Source organism: Ectothiorhodospira variabilis, assembly GCF_022227625.1.
Taxonomy (GTDB): Bacteria; Pseudomonadota; Gammaproteobacteria; order Ectothiorhodospirales; family Ectothiorhodospiraceae; genus Ectothiorhodospira; species Ectothiorhodospira haloalkaliphila.
The window spans coordinates 328,509-344,757 of sequence record NZ_JAJNAO010000001.1; the positions used below are offsets into that span (position 1 = coordinate 328,509).

Consider the following 16,249-nt stretch of genomic DNA (forward strand, 5'->3'; position numbering starts at 1 on the left):
CATGATGCATCTAACCAAGGCGGAGATGCTCCATGCAGGAATCTCTTCTTTCCTGCCGCACCGAGGTGATATCGATGATGGGAGACTGGGTGATGGCGCAGGAATCAATCATTGGAGTGGGGTTTCTCTCTCACGGCCATCGCATCAATCGCCGTGCGGAGCATGCATCGTGACGGGGCGGGCGCTGGCCGTGATCGTGCCGGTCCTGAACGAAGCCGCCAATCTGCCGTCTCTGGCGCGAAACCTGGAGGCGGCTGTGTTACGGGAGACGGAAATCCTCCTGGTGGACGGCGGCAGTCAGGATGACACGGTGGCGGTGGCCGAGGGCCATGGACTGCCGATCATCGTCTCGGCGCCCGGGCGGGCCCGTCAGATGAATGCCGGCGCAGCGGCGACCCGGGCACCCGTCCTCTTGTTCCTGCATGCCGATACCCACCTGCCCATGGGTGCCGATACTCGGGTACGTGATGCCCTGAAGGGCCAGTCCGGCTGGGGACGTTTCAACGTTCGTATTCGGGGGCGCAGCCGTGTGCTGCTCCCCCTGGTGGCCGCATTGATGAACCAACGTTCGCGTCTCACCGGGATTGCCACGGGGGATCAGGCCCTGTTCATGCGGCGTGAACTCTTCGATTCGGTGGGGGGCTTTCCGGATCAGCCCTTGATGGAGGACATCGAGATCAGCCGCCGACTCCGGCGGATCACGGCCCCCCGTTGTCTGCGGGCGCGGGTGAGCACCTCGGGACGACGTTGGGAACAGCATGGGGCGTGGCGCACCATCCTGCTCATGTGGCACCTGCGTTGGTTGTACTGGCGTGGCACGTCGGCCCACATCCTTGCACAGCGCTACAACGGCCAGGGATGAGGATGAAATCCCCATGACCCCTGAAACGCATGTCCTGATCTTCGCCAAGGCGCCCCGTGCTGGCCTGGCCAAGACCCGTCTCATCCCGGCGCTGGGCCCCCGGGGTGCGGCGGCACTGGCCGAGCGTCTTTTGCACCATGCCCTCCACGAGGCCCTGGGCGCGGACCTTGGCCCGGTGACTCTCTTGAGAACCCCTGATGAGGCCGATGCCTGGAGCGGCATACCGCTGCCCGCACGCCTGGCCACCGCCCCCCAGGGAGACGGCGATCTGGGCGCGCGTCTCGCCCGGGGTGCCGCACCATTGCTGGCTCGCGAACAACGGGTGATCGTCATGGGCACTGACTGTCCCGGGCTTACCCGGAATCGTTTGCGTGCCATGGCACTGGCCCTGACCAGCCATGATGCCGTCATCACCCCGGTGGCCGATGGCGGCTATGCGGCGTTGGCATTGAGTCGTTTTCACTCAACCGTCTTCGAGGGGATCGACTGGAGTACGCCCCGGGTGGCCCAACAGACCCGCGAACGCATTCACGCATTGGGCTGGTCTCTGAGTGAGCAACCCCCATTGTGGGATATCGATGAACCCGATGATCTGCGCCATCTCCCGGAACACTGGGAAGAATGCACGACTTGACGGCCGCATGGCCGGTGCCAAAGGAGGTTCCATGAGCGCCATTGTGCAAAACATGCAATCCACCACCTTCCCGGCCATCCGGCGGGGCCGGCTGGAAACCCTGCAGGTCAACGTGGGTTATGTCTGTAACCTGACCTGCTTTCATTGCCACGTGAATGCGGGGCCCAATCGCCGGGAGAAGATGGATCGCGCCACCGCCGATCTGGTGCTTGAGTACCTTCGCGTTGCCGGGATTCGCACCCTGGACCTCACCGGCGGGGCGCCGGAGTTGAATCCTCAGTTTCACTACCTGGTGGAGCAGGCGCGGGGGATGGGCGTGCATGTGATGGACCGTTGCAACCTCACGGTGCTGGAGCAGCCGGGCCAGGGCGATCTGGCGGCGTTTCTGGCAGCCCACCAGGTGGAGGTGGTGGCCTCCCTGCCTTGCTACACTCCGGATAATGTGGACGCCCAGCGCGGAGACGGTGTCTTCGAGCAGAGCCTGGCGGGCCTGCGGCAACTGAACGCCATGGGCTACGGGCAACCCGGCAGCGAGCTGGTGCTCAACCTGGTCTATAACCCGCTGGGCCCTGACCTGCCACCTCCGCAGGCGCAGCTGGAAGCCGACTACAAGGACCATCTGGCCCGGGAATACGGCATCGTGTTCAACGGCTTGTTTGCCATCACCAACATGCCCATTCACCGTTTTGCCAAGCAGCTGCGCAAGAGCGGTCAGCATGAGGCCTACATGACGCTGCTCAAGGATGCCTATCGGGCAGAGAACCTGGAACGCGTCATGTGCCGCACCCTGCTCAGCGTCGACTGGCAGGGCTATGTGTATGATTGCGATTTCAATCAGATGCTGCGCCTTCCCCTGGGGGCGGGTACACAGCAGCGTACCCATCTGCGGGACTTGATCCACCGGGATCTGGAGGGGGCGCCCATCACGGTTGCTGATCATTGCTACGGTTGCACGGCCGGCCAGGGCTCCAGTTGCGGCGGGGCGGTCACATGAAGCGGATCATGGGGCTGCAACTGACACCTTGAAAGAGTTATCCTTCGCTATCCAGCCTTGAATAGGCAACCCCGGTATGGACCGAAACCGCTTACGCGAGCGTGCTCAGGCCATTCTGCGCGACAACGCGTGGAAGGATATGGATCTGGCCATCGAGCGGGGCGAAGTCGACCTGGATCGTCTGCTGGAAGAATTGCACATCTACCATGCGGAGCTCGTCCTGCAGAACGAGTCTCTGGTCGAGGGGGAAAAGGTCACCCAGCGCGCCCTGGCGCGCTTCAATCGCTTTTATCAGGGCCTCCCGCAGCCCACTTTCGTGATTGATCATCGAGGCGAAGTAAGAGAGGCCAATGGCGCGGCGATGGCGGCGCTGGCCCTGGATCAGAAACTGTTCCAGCATCTGGCAATCCCCTCGCATCACTCGGCACTGCAAGCGGCTCTGGGCGAGGCTGCCCGCGAGGGGGGTGCTGAACTCCGTGAGATTCCCCTGCGCGGTGCCAACGGGCAGCGCATGATCGCCGACCTCAAGCTCATCCGCATTCCCGATACCTACGATGGGGCCACGGAGTTCATCTGCAGTGTTGTGGACCAGACTGCCGCTGTGAATCAGCGGCACGCCCTGGAGGCCCTGAACCAGCAACTGCGTGAAGAGCAGGAGCGCTATCGGATCCTGGCGCAGTTCTCGCCGGACTGGGACTACTGGTTGGGTGAGGACAACCGATTCCGCTACGTGTCCCCTGCCTGCGAACAGATCACCGGCTACGCCGCAGAGGCGTTTCTGGATGATGCGGGCCTCATGTTGCGCATCATCCATCCGGATGATCGAGCGGTCTATGAGGGGCATGTGCACGCGGGCAGTCATGAGGACCAGGCACTGCTGCACTTCCGCATCATCACGCAATCCGGCGATGTCCGCTGGATCGAGCACGACTGCCGCTCTGTGTGGGATGCGTCGGGTCGCTATCGGGGGCACCGCGGAACCAACCGGGATATTACCGCACGCCATCACGCGGAGGCGGCGCTGCAGCGCAATGAGGCGGCCCTCACCCAACTGCTGGATAACGTGCCCGAGATCTCCATTCAGGGCTATTGGCTTGATGGGACGACGTTCTATTGGAATGCCGCCAGTGAGCGCCTTTATGGCTATTGCGCGGATGAGGCCGTGGGCACCAATCTGGCAGACCTCATCATTCCCCCGGAACAACGGCAGGTGTTCTTCGCGCGGATGCGGGACTTGCGCGAGGGGGGGACGCTCCCCCCTTCGGAGGAGTTGAATCTGCGGCATCGGGACGGTCATCTGCTGAAAGTGCTTTCCTCCCATATTGTGGTGGAACATGCTCCCAATGACCTGCGCCTTTACTGCATGGATGTAGACATCACGGCGCGACTGAAGGATCAGGAACGGCTATGGGAGGCGGTACAGGGCGCTAACGTGGGCCTGTTCGAATGGCGCCCGAATGGGGAGGTTTTTCTATCGCACGAACTCAAGGCACAGCTGGGCTACCGGGATCATGAGATGGAGGATGACCTGGAAGCCTGGTGGTCCTTGATCCACCCCGATGAGCGCGATGAGGGCATTCACCAATTCGAGCAGTACACGCGACAACCGCAAGGGCGGTTCCGCTTCGAAGTACGCATGCGCCATCAGACGGGTCAGTGGCGCTGGATACTGCATCAGGCCTCTCCCGTCCATGGCCCGGATGGGCATCTGCGCAAGATACTGGGGTCCACCCTGGACATCACCGAGCGCAAGCTGGTCGAGGAGCAAAGCAAGCGACTGGCCTATGCGGTGGAGCAAAGCCCCGGCGTCGTGGTGCTCACCGACACGGATGGCGTGATCGAGTACGTGAACCAGCGTTTTTGTGACATTACGGGTTTCGCCCGCGAGGAGGTGCTCGGACAGCGACCAGGCATGCTGCGCTACGGCGAAAAGAACGTCGAGCAGTACGAAGCGCTCTGGGCAACAATCCGCGGCGGCGAAACCTGGGAAGGCGAATTCAACAATCGCACCCGCTCGGGTGAGCCTTACTGGGAGCAGGCCCGGATTTCACCGATCCGCAATGCCCGTGGTGAGGTGACGCATTACATCAAGCTGGCGGAGGACATCTCGGACAAGCGCGCCCTGACCCAGCGCCTGGAGTATCTGGCCTTCCATGATCCGCTGACCGGCTTGCCCAATCGCAGCGTCATGCTGGACAGGATCGATCGGGCGATCGCCCAGGCCCGACGGGATCAGCAGACTGTGGCCGTGGTGTTCATCGACCTGGATGATTTCAAGGTGGTCAACGACTCACTGGGCCATGCCCAAGGCGATCAACTGCTGATCCACATCGCGCAACGTCTACGCACCCTGTTGCGCGAGGAAGACACGGTGGCCCGCTTCGGCGGCGATGAATTCATCCTGCTGCTGTCCAGCCTCACGCATGTGGAGGACGTGATCCCCGTGATCGAAAAGCTCCAGGCGAGTCTGAATCAGCCGGTGTCGCTGCCATCCCAGCAAGTTTCCATCACCGTGAGTATCGGTATTGCTGTCTACCCCGGCGACAGTGATTGCCCCGAGGAGCTGGTACGTCATGCCGACGCGGCCATGTATCGCGCCAAGGCCGAAGGTCGCCGCTGCTACCATTTCTACATCCCGGAAATGGACGCGGCGCTACAGGAACGCATGGAACTGGACCAGGCCATGCGGCTTGCGTTGGAGCAGGACCAATTTCATCTGGTGTATCAGCCCCGGGTGGAACTGGTCAGTGGACGTGCGCTCAGCCTGGAGGCCCTGGTGCGCTGGCGCCACCCCCAACGGGGCATGATCTCGCCGGGTCGTTTCATTCCCCTGGCGGAGGAGACCGGCTTCATCCTCTCGCTGGGGCCGGCAATCCTGCGACAGGCCTGCGAGCAGATTCGCGACTGGAAGGCCCGGGGTGTCCCGACGGTGCCCGTGGCGGTCAACCTGTCAGCGCGCGAGTTCCGGGAACCCGGCGTTGTCGAGCGCATCCTCACCGTCTTGGCCGAAACCGGCCTGGACGCTGGCGACCTGGAAATCGAGATTACCGAGAGCGCGGCCATGAGCTCCATTGACCAGACCATACGTACCCTGACCGAGCTGCATGGTCATGGGATCCGCATTTCCATTGACGACTTCGGCACTGCGTACTCTTCCCTGAACTATCTCAAGCGCCTGCCGGTGCATGCCATCAAGATCGATCGATCCTTCGTCTTCGAGATGGAGGAGGACCCTGCCAACCATCCCGAGGATGCCGCCATCATCCGCGCCATCATCGGACTGGGCGAGACCCTGGGCCTGAAGGTCATCGCCGAGGGCATTGAAAACACGGTGCAACGGGACTTCCTGCTGGATCATGGCTGCGTGCAGGGACAAGGCTATCTGTTCAGCCGACCCATGCCGGCCGAGGAAGTGGAGCACATGTTGTTGCATTCAAAGCCCCTGGATCCTGACGATTCCTGAGTCGCCATCTTCCGATGCAGGGAAATTCGACCAAGAGCTGCGCGACCAGACAAAGCGGTTTGAACAGCATCCAGAGCTGGGCCGCAAAGGGCGGCCGGGCTTTGCTACACTTGGCCACCGACTGCCACTGACCCAATATGCGTCGATACCCGTGAACACCGAGACCGCATCATCCAATGGGGGCCTGAAGGGCCGGCTGATCAATTATGCACTGCTCACGCGGATGCATCGTCCCGTGGGCACCCTGCTGCTGCTATGGCCCACCCTCTGGGCCTTGTGGATCGCCGCCGAGGGCATGCCCGATCCCCTGGTGCTGTTCGTGTTCGTGGCGGGTGTGGCCCTGATGCGCGCCGCCGGCTGTGCCATGAACGACTTCGCCGACCGGCACATCGACGGTCATGTGAGCCGCACCCGCGATCGCCCCCTGGCCATGGGCCTGATCAGCCCCACCGAGGCGGTGGGCGTGGCGGTGGTGCTCTCCATCATCGCCTTCGGCCTGGTGCTGCTGATGAACCCGCTGACCATCGCCCTGTCCGTGGTGGCGGTGCTGCTGGCGGGCACCTATCCCTTCATGAAGCGATTCCATCACCTGCCCCAGGTGCATCTGGGCGCGGCCTTTGGCTGGGCCGTGCCCATGGCCTTCGCTGCCCAGACGGGGGCCTTCCCGCCGCCCCTGGCCTGGTTGCTGTTCGTGGCCACCATCCTGTGGGCCACCGCCTACGACACCATGTACGCCATGGTGGACCGGCCCGATGATCTCAAGATCGGCGTCAAGTCCAGCGCCATCCTGTTCGGCGAGTCGGACCGGAGCATCATCGGCCTGCTGCAGTTGCTGGTGCTGATCGCCCTGGTGCTGGTGGGCATGCAGGCAGAGCTGGGCATGATCTTCACCCTGAGCCTGGTGGCGGCGGCCGGCCTGGCCATCTACCAGCAGTACCTGATCCATGACCGTGACCCCAAGGGCTGTTTCAAGGCCTTTTTGAACAACAACTGGTTCGGGGCGGTGGTGTTTGCCGGGATTGCCATGGATTATCTGGTTCGGGGTGTCCTCTAGCCGGGTCGGGCACCCGCGCCAGCACCCAGACATCCACCCGCTGCACGCCGCGGGTCTTCAGCAAGCCGGCCAGTTCGTCCAGGGTGGATCCGGTGGTCATGACATCATCCACCAGGGCCACGTGGGCCGGCGCAAACCCTTCAGCCACATGGAAGGCGCCCCGCAGATTGCGTTGACGGTGTTTCGCGGACAGCGTCTGCTGGGGTGGCGTGGCGCGAACCCGGTGCACCGCGAAGGCCTCCAGCGGGCAGTCCAGGGCGCGGCACAGCGGATGCGCCAGTTCCACCGCCTGATTGAAGCCCCGCTCCCGTATTCGGTGCGGGTGCAGCGGCACCGGGATCACGCAGTCCGGGCGGGTCACCCGCGGCGCCAGTTCCCGGGCCATGAGCTCGCCCAGCAGCCGACCGTGGTTGAGGCGCCCGTGAAACTTGAAGCGTCCCACCAGGTCATCCACCGGCCACAGATAGCTCAGCGCCGCCCAGGCATTATCGAAGTCGGGTGGGTGGGTCAGGCAGTGACCACAGGGGTGCGCCGAATCACTCCCCAGGGACAGGCCGCAGCGGGGGCAGACGTGGCCCGGGCGGGGCAGTTCGGCGGCACAGGGCCGGCACAGGTCCAGCCCATCGTCCCCGGCGGCCCCGCAGAGCAGGCACACGGGCGGGTAGGCCCGCGCCATCCAGGCGGCGCCCAGGCGCCGTACTTCCGAAATCAGTCGATTCACTTCCCTGTCACCTCGCTCACGGTTGCGGTATATTCGAGGTTTGTCCGTTGACCGAACGGGCCGGCCGTTTTTCCCAGGTGTCCGAGTATGTCCCAGCCCGCCGCCACCCGCCATGTCTCCGCGCGCGCCTGTGCCGGATCGGCCAAGCTGTTCAATTATGGCACCATCATCGCCGTCTCCGTGGCCGGGGTACCGCTGTTTCTGGTGACGGGCGAGGTGGGCGTGGCCACGATCATCGCGGCCATCATGGGGATCGTGCCCCTGGTATTGTGGTTCGGCGGCTCCATGCTGGTGTACGCCTTGAACCGGCACCATCCGGACGAGCGGGTGGGGTATTACACCCAGCAGGCGGCCTATCGTTACTACGCCTTCATGGGGGCACTGATCGTCATCGGCACCTTCTTCCCGCCCGAGATCTTCTATTTCCGGATCTACTGGCTGGTGGCCGCACTCATCATCATCCCCTGGTCGATCCGCGACATCATCCGGATCAACCGGGAGCATTGGCAAGACGTCGAGATTCCCAAGGAGCCTGACCATGGCTGAAACCCGTCACGACTGGACGGTGGACGAGATCCTCACCCTGCTGGATCGTCCCTTCAATGATCTGCTGTTCGAGGCCCATACCCTTCATCGGGCCCATTTCGATCCCAATCAGGTCCAGGTGAGCCGCCTGCTCTCCATCAAGACAGGGGCCTGCTCCGAGGACTGCGGCTATTGCTCCCAGAGCGCCCACAACGATGCCGACGTGGAACGGGAGCGACTGCTGCCCGTGGAAGAGGTGCTGGCCGAGGCCCGTAAGGCCAAGGACGAGGGTGCCACACGCTTCTGCATGGGGGCCGCCTGGCGCAACCCCACAGACAAGAATCTGGAGCGGGTGATCGAGATGGTGCGCGGCGTGCGCGAGATGGGCCTGGAAACCTGCATGACCCTGGGCATGCTCACCGAGATGCAGGCGCGTCGCCTCAAGGAGTCCGGCCTGGACTACTACAATCACAACCTGGATACCTCGCCGGAGTATTACGGCGAGGTGATCACCACCCGCACCTATCAGGATCGCCTGGACACTCTGGCCCACGTGCGCGAGGCGGGCATCAATGTCTGTTCCGGCGGCATCCTGGGCATGGGCGAGTCCCGCCGCGATCGTGCCAGCCTGCTGCAGCAACTGGCCAACCTGCCGCGTCATCCGGAATCCGTGCCCATCAACAATCTTGTACCGGTGGAGGGCACCCCCATGGCCGACGCCGAGCCGGTGGATCCGCTGGAGTTCGTGCGGGTGGTGGCCGTGGCCCGCATCATCATGCCCACCTCCCATGTGCGCCTGTCTGCCGGTCGCAGCGAGATGAGCGACGAGATGCAGGCCCTGTGCTTCTTTGCCGGTGCCAACTCCATCTTTTACGGCGAGAAACTGCTCACCACCGCCAACGCCACCGAAAACCACGACCAGCAGCTCTTCCGCCGCCTGGGTGTGAATACCCTGGAGGTGGAGCGCACGGCAGACGACGAAACCCGGGTCGCGTGACCCGGGATCTCAAGGCACCCCTTCAGGCCCTGCGCAACGAGCACCGGTACCGGTCCCGGCGCATCCTGGAGGGGCCGCAGGAGCCGGAGCAGGTGATCGACGGAAGGCCCGTGCTGGCCTTCTGCAGCAACGATTATCTGGGTCTGGCCAATCATCCGCAGGTGATCCGGGCCTTTCGACAAGGGGCCGAGACCTATGGTGTGGGGGCGGGTGCCGCCCATCTGGTGAACGGACACACCCGGGCCCATCATGCCCTCGAGGATGAACTGGCCGCCTTCACCGGCCGGGACCGGGCATTACTGTTCTCCACCGGCTACATGGCCAACCTGGGCGTGGCCCAGGCACTGCTGCGCCGGGGTGATCGATTGTTCGAAGATCGCCTCAACCACGCCTCGCTGATCGATGCTGCCATGATCAGCGGTGCCCGGCTCAGCCGCTATCATCACGCCGATGCCGGGGATCTCGCCCGCCGTCTGGGCAAGACCGCCAGGGAGGAGGATCGCGAGACCTTCATCAGCACCGACGCGGTATTCTCCATGGATGGCAACCTGGCGCCGCTGGAGGCCCTGGCCTCGCTGGCCGATACCCACGGGTGCTGGCTGATGGCCGACGATGCCCATGGTATCGGCGTGCTGGGTGAGCGGGGAGCCGGAACCCTGGAGCATCTGGGGCTTTCTCAGGATCAGGTGCCCATCCTCATGGGCACCCTGGGCAAGGCGCTGGGTACATCGGGTGCCTTCGTGGCCGGCCCCGAGGACCTGATCGAAACCCTGATCCAGTCGGCACGTACCTATATCTACACCACTGCCATGCCCGCTGCGGTGGCCGAGGCCACCCGGGCCTCGCTGCGCATCGTGCAGCAAGAGCCTGAACGTCGGGGGCATTTGCGTGATCTGGTGGTGCAGTTTCGGGAGGGCGCAGGGCAGTTGGGCCTGGAACTGATGGAGAGCGCCACGCCCATTCAACCCATCGTGGTCGGAGCCTCCGAGCGGGCTGTCCAATGGAGCGATAGCCTGCTTCAACAGGGGTTGCTGGTGCCGGCCATTCGGCCTCCCACCGTTCCTCAGGGCAGGGCGCGGCTGCGTGTCACGCTCAGCGCCACCCATTCCAGAGCGCAGGTGGATGGCCTGTTGCAGGCCCTGGGTGGGCTGGTCGGCAAGCCCTGAAAAACCTTGGGCCGCTACATTTCAAGTGCCCAAGACCCGATATCCCTCAAAAAACCCTATTAATTGGCTTGTAATACGTTCGCCACGGCCTACAAAATCGGACGACTGTGCCTTTTTCAGGCCGGTCAGAATCTGTTGCCGGGAAGTGGCCCGTAGCGCGAACAAAACCGGACCCTTGCCCGGATTTCCATTTAATCCGATGGAGGGATGTTGTGATGGCGGAAGTACTGATCATATTGTTGTTCGCTGCGGCGGCGATCGCTTTCTATACCCAGTATCGTGCCCGGGTGGACCTACCCCCGCCCAATTCCGGTGCCTACCAGCGCGAAGAGAAGCTGCTCACCCCCAAGGAGATCGAGGTCCTCAAGGCCCTTGAAGAGAGTTTCGGTGACCAGCATCGTATCTACCCCAACCTGACAGCCAGCGAAGTGGTGGCCGTCAAGCCCACCCCCGATCAACCGCTGAAGGAAACGGCGCAGAAGCGCATCGACGACGAAACCTTCGATTTCGTCCTGTGCAAGAAGGACAGCTTCGACGTGGTCTGCGCGATTCGTTGCCGCAGCGCACGGCGCAAGGGCCTGGTGCACGACCCGGACGACTTCCTGGAAGAGGTCTGCGCACATATCGAGCTGCCTCTGGGGGTGATCCGCATCGATCAGCCCATTTCGGCCGCCAAGGCCAAGACGGCGGTGGAAGAGGCCATCAAGGCCGTGGCCGACCGCGCTGAGGAAGCCAAGGCTCGCAAGGCCAAGGCCGAAGAGCAGAGAAAGAAGGCCGCCGAGGAGAAAAAGGCCGCCCAGGCCAAAAGGGCTGCCGCGAAGTCCGGCCCCGCCGGTCGTCCTGCACCCTCCAAGGCAGCGACGTCGTCACCTGCCAAGCCCGAAAGCAAACCCGAGCCCAAGTCCGAACCGAAGGCGGCAGGCAAACCCGAGGCCAAGCCTGAGGCCAAGCCTGAGGTAAAGACTGACGCCAAGCCGGCGGAGACGCCGGCAGGGCAGGGGGCTGCCACGGCCCCGGCCGGTGAGCCGGCCAAAACGGCTGCCAAGACCGATGAGGCTGACAAGCCCCTGAGCGGCACCGTGAGTTCGCCTGGCAGCAGTTCCTGAAGGCCGTCCTTCATGACCCGTGGACGCCCCCCGGCGTCCCGGGTTTTCTCCAGGGGCCGTCATCGATTCAGCGCAAGCCCCTGAAACGCCTTGACGATTCATGTATACTGTGCGCGACTTCAAGAAATCATCGGCCATTCAGGGCGTGGATTAGCCGAACGTTTCCGATCCTGGCAACGGCCACGCCCGGCAGCCTGCGCACCATCCTGCACTGACGATCCGGGGTTGCGGCCTGGCCGGTCATCACCGGCTGAGGGACCGCCAATCTGCATCAACGGAAGCAGCCCGAATAACGTCTCGGCCCTGGCTGTCTGGTCGACACACCGATTCACTTCATCATAAGCCCCGGGAATGGACTGCAATTCCCCGTTCCCATGCGTGCGAGGTACAACCATGTCTAATAAAGAAGATCTCATCGAAATGGAAGGCACCGTCACCGACGTGATGCCCGATCAGCGTTTCAAGGTGGAACTGGACAATGGCGTCCATGTTCAGGCCTACGCCTCCGGCAAGATGCGTCGCTACCGCATCCGCGTGGTCAGCGGCGACAAGGTCAAGCTGGAAATGTCCCCCTACGACCTCACCAAGGGTCGCATCAGCTACCGTTACAAGCACTGATGGATCGTGGCGCCGCGGTCGAGAGCGCCGACGCGCTCCGCCGCTCCGCCAACACCGGGCTCCCCCAACGCCGGGGGAACCGCACTACCTCACTCCACTCTCTCATCCCCCAGCCGCGTCTGGATACGCACCTCGGATTCCAGGGTGCGGTGTACCGGGCAGCGATCGGCAACCTGTAGCAGCCGCTTGCGCTGGTCGTCCGTGAGGTCCCCATCCAGGGTGATCTCCCGGTCGAACTGGTCCCGCTGAGCGGGCTTGCCGCCGTCCTCGCTCTCCTCCTCCACCTTGCGATGCCGCAGGCGCACCGAGACGTGCTCCAAAGGCAGTTCCTTGCGCTGCGCATACATGCGCAGGGTCATGCTCGTGCAGGCACCCAGGCCCGCCATGAGGAACTCATAGGGGGCCGGGCCCTGATCCTTTCCGCCCATGGATTCGGGCTCGTCGGCGTTGATCCGATGGGGGCCGATCTCGACGGTCTGCGCGTAGGGACCCACACCGTTTTCCGCCACCAGCACGCCCCGCTCGTGATCCCCTGATTCCTCTCGCTCCGGTGGGTCCAGAAAGCGCTCGGCCCAGGCGCTGAGCAGGGATGCCACGTAGCTGGAGTCGGCGGGCCGGGAGAGCATGTGGTCCACGTTATCCAGGGACACGAAGCTCTTGGGATGCTTGGCAGCCCGGTAGATCTGCGCCGCATGATCGATGGAGACGATCTTGTCGTGGGGCGAATGAAAGATCATGAGAGGCCGCCGCAGCTTCGCCACCTGATCCAGCACCTTGTGGCTGTCCAGATCCTCCAGGAACTGCCGCTGGATGCGGAATTTCTGCCCCGCCAGGTTCACCTCCGATTCCCCTTGCTCCCGAATGACCTCCAGGGTGTCCTCGCCAAAGAGATGAGTCACGTGGGCCACATCACTGGGGGCGTTGATGGTGGCCACGGCGCGTACCTCCGGCACATCCTCCGCCACGGCCAGCACGGCCGCCCCGCCCAGGCTGTGGCCGATCAGCAATTGTGGGGCTTCGTGTTCCTGGCGCAGGTAATCGGCGGCCCGCCGCAGGTCTTCCAGATTGGAGCTGAAGTTGGTGTTGGCAAAGTCACCCTGGCTATTGCCAAGCCCTGTGAAATCAAAGCGCAGCAGCGCGATCCCGTGGGCCCGCAGGGCCGAACTCAGGCGCACTGCTGCCAGGATGTCTTTTGTGCAACTGAAGCAGTGGGCAAACAGGGCATAGGCACGTGGAGGACCCTCGGGCATGTCCAGGCGTGCGGAGAGCTCGTTACCCTGGGAGCCGGGAAAGCGTATGCGGGGGTTATGATCGGGCATGTCGGGCGTCTCCGGGAAGAGTGGGTGGCGTCGCTACCGGGCGGGCGAGACGCCCAGATGTTCGTGCATGGCATCGCGCAGAACCTGTTCATGGCGCGGGCTTTGCAGCAACTGAACCGGTTGTCCGTCGCCCCGAAACAGTATCACCGCGCCGTCGTTCACCCGAAACCGCGTGGCCAGATCCCGGCCATCGGGGGTGCCCAGGTTGGCCACCAGAAACTCCACCTCATCACGATACTCATCCCGGATCCGGTCCATCAGATCCATCACCTGCATCCCGGTCATGTAAGCCGCGTCGTAGGTGAGCACCAGGGCGGGGCGTCCATCGCCAATGCGCGACAGGTCGGTGGAGTAGGCCCCCTTCGGTAACTGGCTCCAGATCAATGCGCCCGCCACCACCAGGATCAGGGGCGTGACCAGCAGCCTGGCCCAGCGAGGCAGCCCGCCGGATTGCTTTTCTTCTTTTTTGTTCTCACGCATGCGTCAGTTTCCCCTTGAGTCCCCATAGCAGCCAGGCCCCCAGTCCCACGATCACCGCCAGTGATCCCAGGTAGGCGTGCCAGCCCAGCCCGTGATAGAGATACCCCGGCAGGAAGGAACCGGTGGCGCCTCCGGCATAGTAAAAGGCAATGTACAACCCATTGACCACCCCCCGCTGGCCGTCGTTCCCCTGGTTGAGCACTCCCGGGGCCAGGGAATGGATCAGGAACATGCCCGCGCACAGCACGAACATGCCCACGAACATCACCCAGACCTGACTTCCGGTGAAGAACAACAGCGCGGCCAGAAACACGGCCGTGCCCAGGATCATGGTGTTCACGGTGCCGCCGATGTAGTCCGACAGACGCAACGACAGCAGCGAGGTGACCACGCCCATGAGATAGCCGGCATACATGAGGGCGATGCCCGTCTCGTTCAGGCCCGTGCCCAGTTCCACCAGGCGGAAGGGCAGGAAGTTCAGCAACGAGGCAAAGGCGCCGAAGGCGCAGAAGACCACCAGGTAAAGGCGCAGATAGGTGGGCTCACGCAGCACCTTGAGGATGGCACCCAGCTCCAGGCGTTGGAAACTGGCTGGCGGGTCGCTGCGCAGGCGCTGCAGCAGCAGCGCACACAGGGCGATGGCGCCGGCCAGGCACAGGAATGACCAGCGCCAGCCCAGATGCGTGGAGATCAGCCCCGAGGCCATGCGCCCCAGAAAACCGCCCATCACGCTGCCGGCGATGTACAGGGCCATCACGCGGGCCACCTGCCCCGGCGCGGCGCTGGCCCCCAGATAGGTCATCAGCGAGGTGAGCATGGCCGGGATGATGAGCCCCTGAGCCAGACGCAGCATCAGCAGCAGTTCAAAGCTGGTGACGAAGAACGCCAGGGCCTGAGTGGCGGCCAGCAGCCAGGTGGCGGCGATCAGCAGGCGCCGGGCCGAAAAGCGCTGCAGCAGGAAACCGTAGGCAATGGGCGCCACCGCCAGCGGCAGCAGCGCTACGGTGATCAGCAGCGAGGCCTTGGCCTCGCTCACCGCGAAGGCGTCGGCGAGTACCGGCAGCAGCGGCTGCGGGGCATACAGGGCGGAAAAGACCAGAACCGCGCAATACAGCACGATGGCAAGATGACGGGCAGGCAATGCGGATTCCCCGAAACAGCGCCCGGTTGCCGGGCGGGAGAAAGGATGAACAGACGGGCCGGCAAGCGGCATTTCGGTGACCCATGATACCCGAAATGCCCCGTTTCCATCCGCCGCCCGGGTGGGTGTCCGGGGCACGTGGCCGAAGTGGCTTGCATGTCCTTGTGGCTATGCGACACTGGTAACCTATCGAACATATCCATCCACGGTGCGGCGGGCATCCCTGCGCGTCGTGCGGGAGAGCATGCCATGAAACTCGAAAAGATCCTCTATGCCACTGATCTGTCGCCCGGTGCCGACGATGCCGGTCGACGCGCCCTGCAACTGGCCCGGGATCATGGCGCCAACCTGCGGGTGATCAATGTGTTGAATGCCCCTGTGGTCAACGAGGAGGTCATGCGTCGTCTGCGTGGCAGCCCCGGGGACATGATGACCGACCTGGCAGAGGCTACTGAGGTGGCCATGCGGGAGCGCATGCAGGCGTTGGGGGCATCCGATGACGAAGATATCGATTATCACTGCATTCAGGGTCAGGGGCACAAGCGAATCCTGGCGGAGGCCCGCAGCTGTGGTGCCGATCTCATCGTGGTGGGTTCCCACGGGGATCGCACCCTGCAGGATGTCCTGCTGGGTACCACCACCCAGAACCTGGTGCACCACACGGATCGCCCCGTCCTGGTGGTGAAACGCCCGGTGGATGGCCCCTATGAGCGCGTGGTGGTGCCCGTGGACTTCTCCAAACGTACCCGTTCTGCTCTTGAGTTGGGTGCATCGCTGGCGCCGGGCAAGAAGCTGCACGCCGTGCATGCCCACAACCTGGATGCCCTGGATAATGTGCTGCGCAATCGGGTGGAACGCAAAGAGGTGGAGCGCATCAAGTCGGAGGTGCGGGCGGAGCGCCAGCAGGAGCTGGATGCCTTCCTCATGAGTTGCGATGTTAGCCCGGAGCAGGTGGAGGGTTACTTGCGCACGGGCTATGCGCCGGACGTGCTGGATCGCGCGGTGCTGGAGTGGAAGGCACAGCTGGTGGTCATGGGCACTCACGGCCGCAATCGGCTGCAGGATGCCCTGCTGGGCGGCGTGGCCCGGCGGGTGGTACACCAGGTGAAGGATGCCGACGTGCTGCTGGTGCGTGCCTGACGGCCGATCCCACCCTCACCCCGACCCCT

16 protein-coding genes are annotated in these 16,249 nt (G+C 63.7%); 12 read left to right on the forward strand and 4 right to left on the reverse strand.

Going from position 1 to position 16,249, the window contains the following annotated elements:
* Positions 1 to 32: 32 nt before the first annotated feature.
* The 6 genes from LPW30_RS01485 to ubiA all read left to right on the forward strand — a co-directional run bounded on the left by LPW30_RS01485 (position 33) and on the right by ubiA (position 7,007).
* Positions 33 to 173 carry a hypothetical protein gene (locus LPW30_RS01485; RefSeq protein WP_238625264.1) on the forward strand — a complete coding sequence of 47 codons (141 nt, stop codon included), beginning with the start codon at positions 33 to 35 and terminating at the stop codon, positions 171 to 173.
* Positions 170 to 862 (forward strand): TIGR04283 family arsenosugar biosynthesis glycosyltransferase, encoded by a 693-nt coding sequence (locus tag LPW30_RS01490; protein WP_025280262.1) that lies wholly within the window; start codon positions 170 to 172, stop codon positions 860 to 862. The genes LPW30_RS01485 and LPW30_RS01490 overlap by 4 nt, the downstream gene beginning before the upstream one ends.
* A 13-nt stretch (positions 863 to 875) precedes the next feature.
* A complete protein-coding gene (locus LPW30_RS01495) occupies positions 876 to 1,496 on the forward strand; it encodes a TIGR04282 family arsenosugar biosynthesis glycosyltransferase (protein ID WP_025280263.1) in 621 nt (206 codons plus the stop codon).
* Between the two features lie 31 nt (positions 1,497 to 1,527).
* Positions 1,528 to 2,490, forward strand: a complete 963-nt coding sequence (arsS, locus tag LPW30_RS01500; protein ID WP_239679890.1) for an arsenosugar biosynthesis radical SAM (seleno)protein ArsS — start codon at positions 1,528 to 1,530, stop codon at positions 2,488 to 2,490.
* Positions 2,491 to 2,566: 76 nt separating this feature from the next.
* A complete protein-coding gene (locus tag LPW30_RS01505) occupies positions 2,567 to 5,953 on the forward strand; it encodes a sensor domain-containing protein (RefSeq protein ID WP_239679891.1) in 3,387 nt (1,128 codons plus the stop codon).
* A 223-nt stretch (positions 5,954 to 6,176) separates the two neighbouring features.
* Positions 6,177 to 7,007 (forward strand): 4-hydroxybenzoate octaprenyltransferase, encoded by an 831-nt coding sequence (gene ubiA / locus LPW30_RS01510; protein ID WP_239680005.1) that lies wholly within the window; start codon positions 6,177 to 6,179, stop codon positions 7,005 to 7,007.
* Here the strand turns inward: ubiA and LPW30_RS01515 are convergent.
* Positions 6,922 to 7,728 carry a phosphoribosyltransferase family protein gene (locus LPW30_RS01515; protein ID WP_239679892.1) on the reverse strand — a complete coding sequence of 269 codons (807 nt, stop codon included), beginning with the start codon at positions 7,726 to 7,728 and terminating at the stop codon, positions 6,922 to 6,924. The genes ubiA and LPW30_RS01515 overlap by 86 nt on opposite strands.
* Positions 7,729 to 7,815: 87 nt before the next feature.
* Here LPW30_RS01515 and LPW30_RS01520 point away from each other — a divergent pair, with 87 nt between their 5' ends.
* The 5 genes from LPW30_RS01520 (at position 7,816) to infA (ending at position 12,140) form a co-directional block, all read left to right on the forward strand.
* Positions 7,816 to 8,274 carry a hypothetical protein gene (locus LPW30_RS01520; protein WP_026623830.1) on the forward strand — a complete coding sequence of 153 codons (459 nt, stop codon included), beginning with the start codon at positions 7,816 to 7,818 and terminating at the stop codon, positions 8,272 to 8,274.
* Positions 8,267 to 9,250 (forward strand): biotin synthase BioB, encoded by a 984-nt coding sequence (gene bioB / locus LPW30_RS01525; RefSeq protein ID WP_025280269.1) that lies wholly within the window; start codon positions 8,267 to 8,269, stop codon positions 9,248 to 9,250. The genes LPW30_RS01520 and bioB overlap by 8 nt, the downstream gene beginning before the upstream one ends.
* Positions 9,247 to 10,416, forward strand: a complete 1,170-nt coding sequence (gene bioF, locus LPW30_RS01530) for an 8-amino-7-oxononanoate synthase (protein WP_239679893.1) — start codon at positions 9,247 to 9,249, stop codon at positions 10,414 to 10,416. Before bioB ends, bioF begins: the two co-directional genes overlap by 4 nt.
* Positions 10,417 to 10,631: 215 nt before the next feature.
* Positions 10,632 to 11,522, forward strand: a complete 891-nt coding sequence (locus tag LPW30_RS01535; RefSeq protein ID WP_238624692.1) for a DUF2726 domain-containing protein — start codon at positions 10,632 to 10,634, stop codon at positions 11,520 to 11,522.
* Between the two features lie 393 nt (positions 11,523 to 11,915).
* Positions 11,916 to 12,140: a translation initiation factor IF-1 gene (gene infA, locus LPW30_RS01540; protein ID WP_025280272.1), complete on the forward strand. Its 225-nt coding sequence runs from the start codon at positions 11,916 to 11,918 to the stop codon at positions 12,138 to 12,140.
* Positions 12,141 to 12,229: 89 nt separating this feature from the next.
* On the opposite strand, the gene LPW30_RS01545 is transcribed toward infA, so the two are convergent.
* The 3 genes from LPW30_RS01545 to LPW30_RS01555 are packed head-to-tail and all read right to left on the reverse strand — an operon-like array spanning position 12,230 to position 15,080.
* Positions 12,230 to 13,459 carry a bifunctional alpha/beta hydrolase/OsmC family protein gene (locus LPW30_RS01545; protein WP_025280273.1) on the reverse strand — a complete coding sequence of 410 codons (1,230 nt, stop codon included), beginning with the start codon at positions 13,457 to 13,459 and terminating at the stop codon, positions 12,230 to 12,232.
* A 33-nt stretch (positions 13,460 to 13,492) separates the two neighbouring features.
* Positions 13,493 to 13,939: a hypothetical protein gene (locus LPW30_RS01550; protein WP_025280274.1), complete on the reverse strand. Its 447-nt coding sequence runs from the start codon at positions 13,937 to 13,939 to the stop codon at positions 13,493 to 13,495.
* Entirely contained in the window at positions 13,932 to 15,080 is a 1,149-nt protein-coding gene (locus LPW30_RS01555) for an MFS transporter (protein ID WP_239679894.1), read from the reverse strand. Before LPW30_RS01555 ends, LPW30_RS01550 begins: the two co-directional genes overlap by 8 nt.
* Before the next feature lie 249 nt (positions 15,081 to 15,329).
* On the opposite strand from LPW30_RS01555, the gene LPW30_RS01560 reads away from it, so the two are divergent.
* Positions 15,330 to 16,220 carry a universal stress protein gene (locus tag LPW30_RS01560; RefSeq protein ID WP_025280276.1) on the forward strand — a complete coding sequence of 297 codons (891 nt, stop codon included), beginning with the start codon at positions 15,330 to 15,332 and terminating at the stop codon, positions 16,218 to 16,220.
* Positions 16,221 to 16,249: the final 29 nt, after the last annotated feature.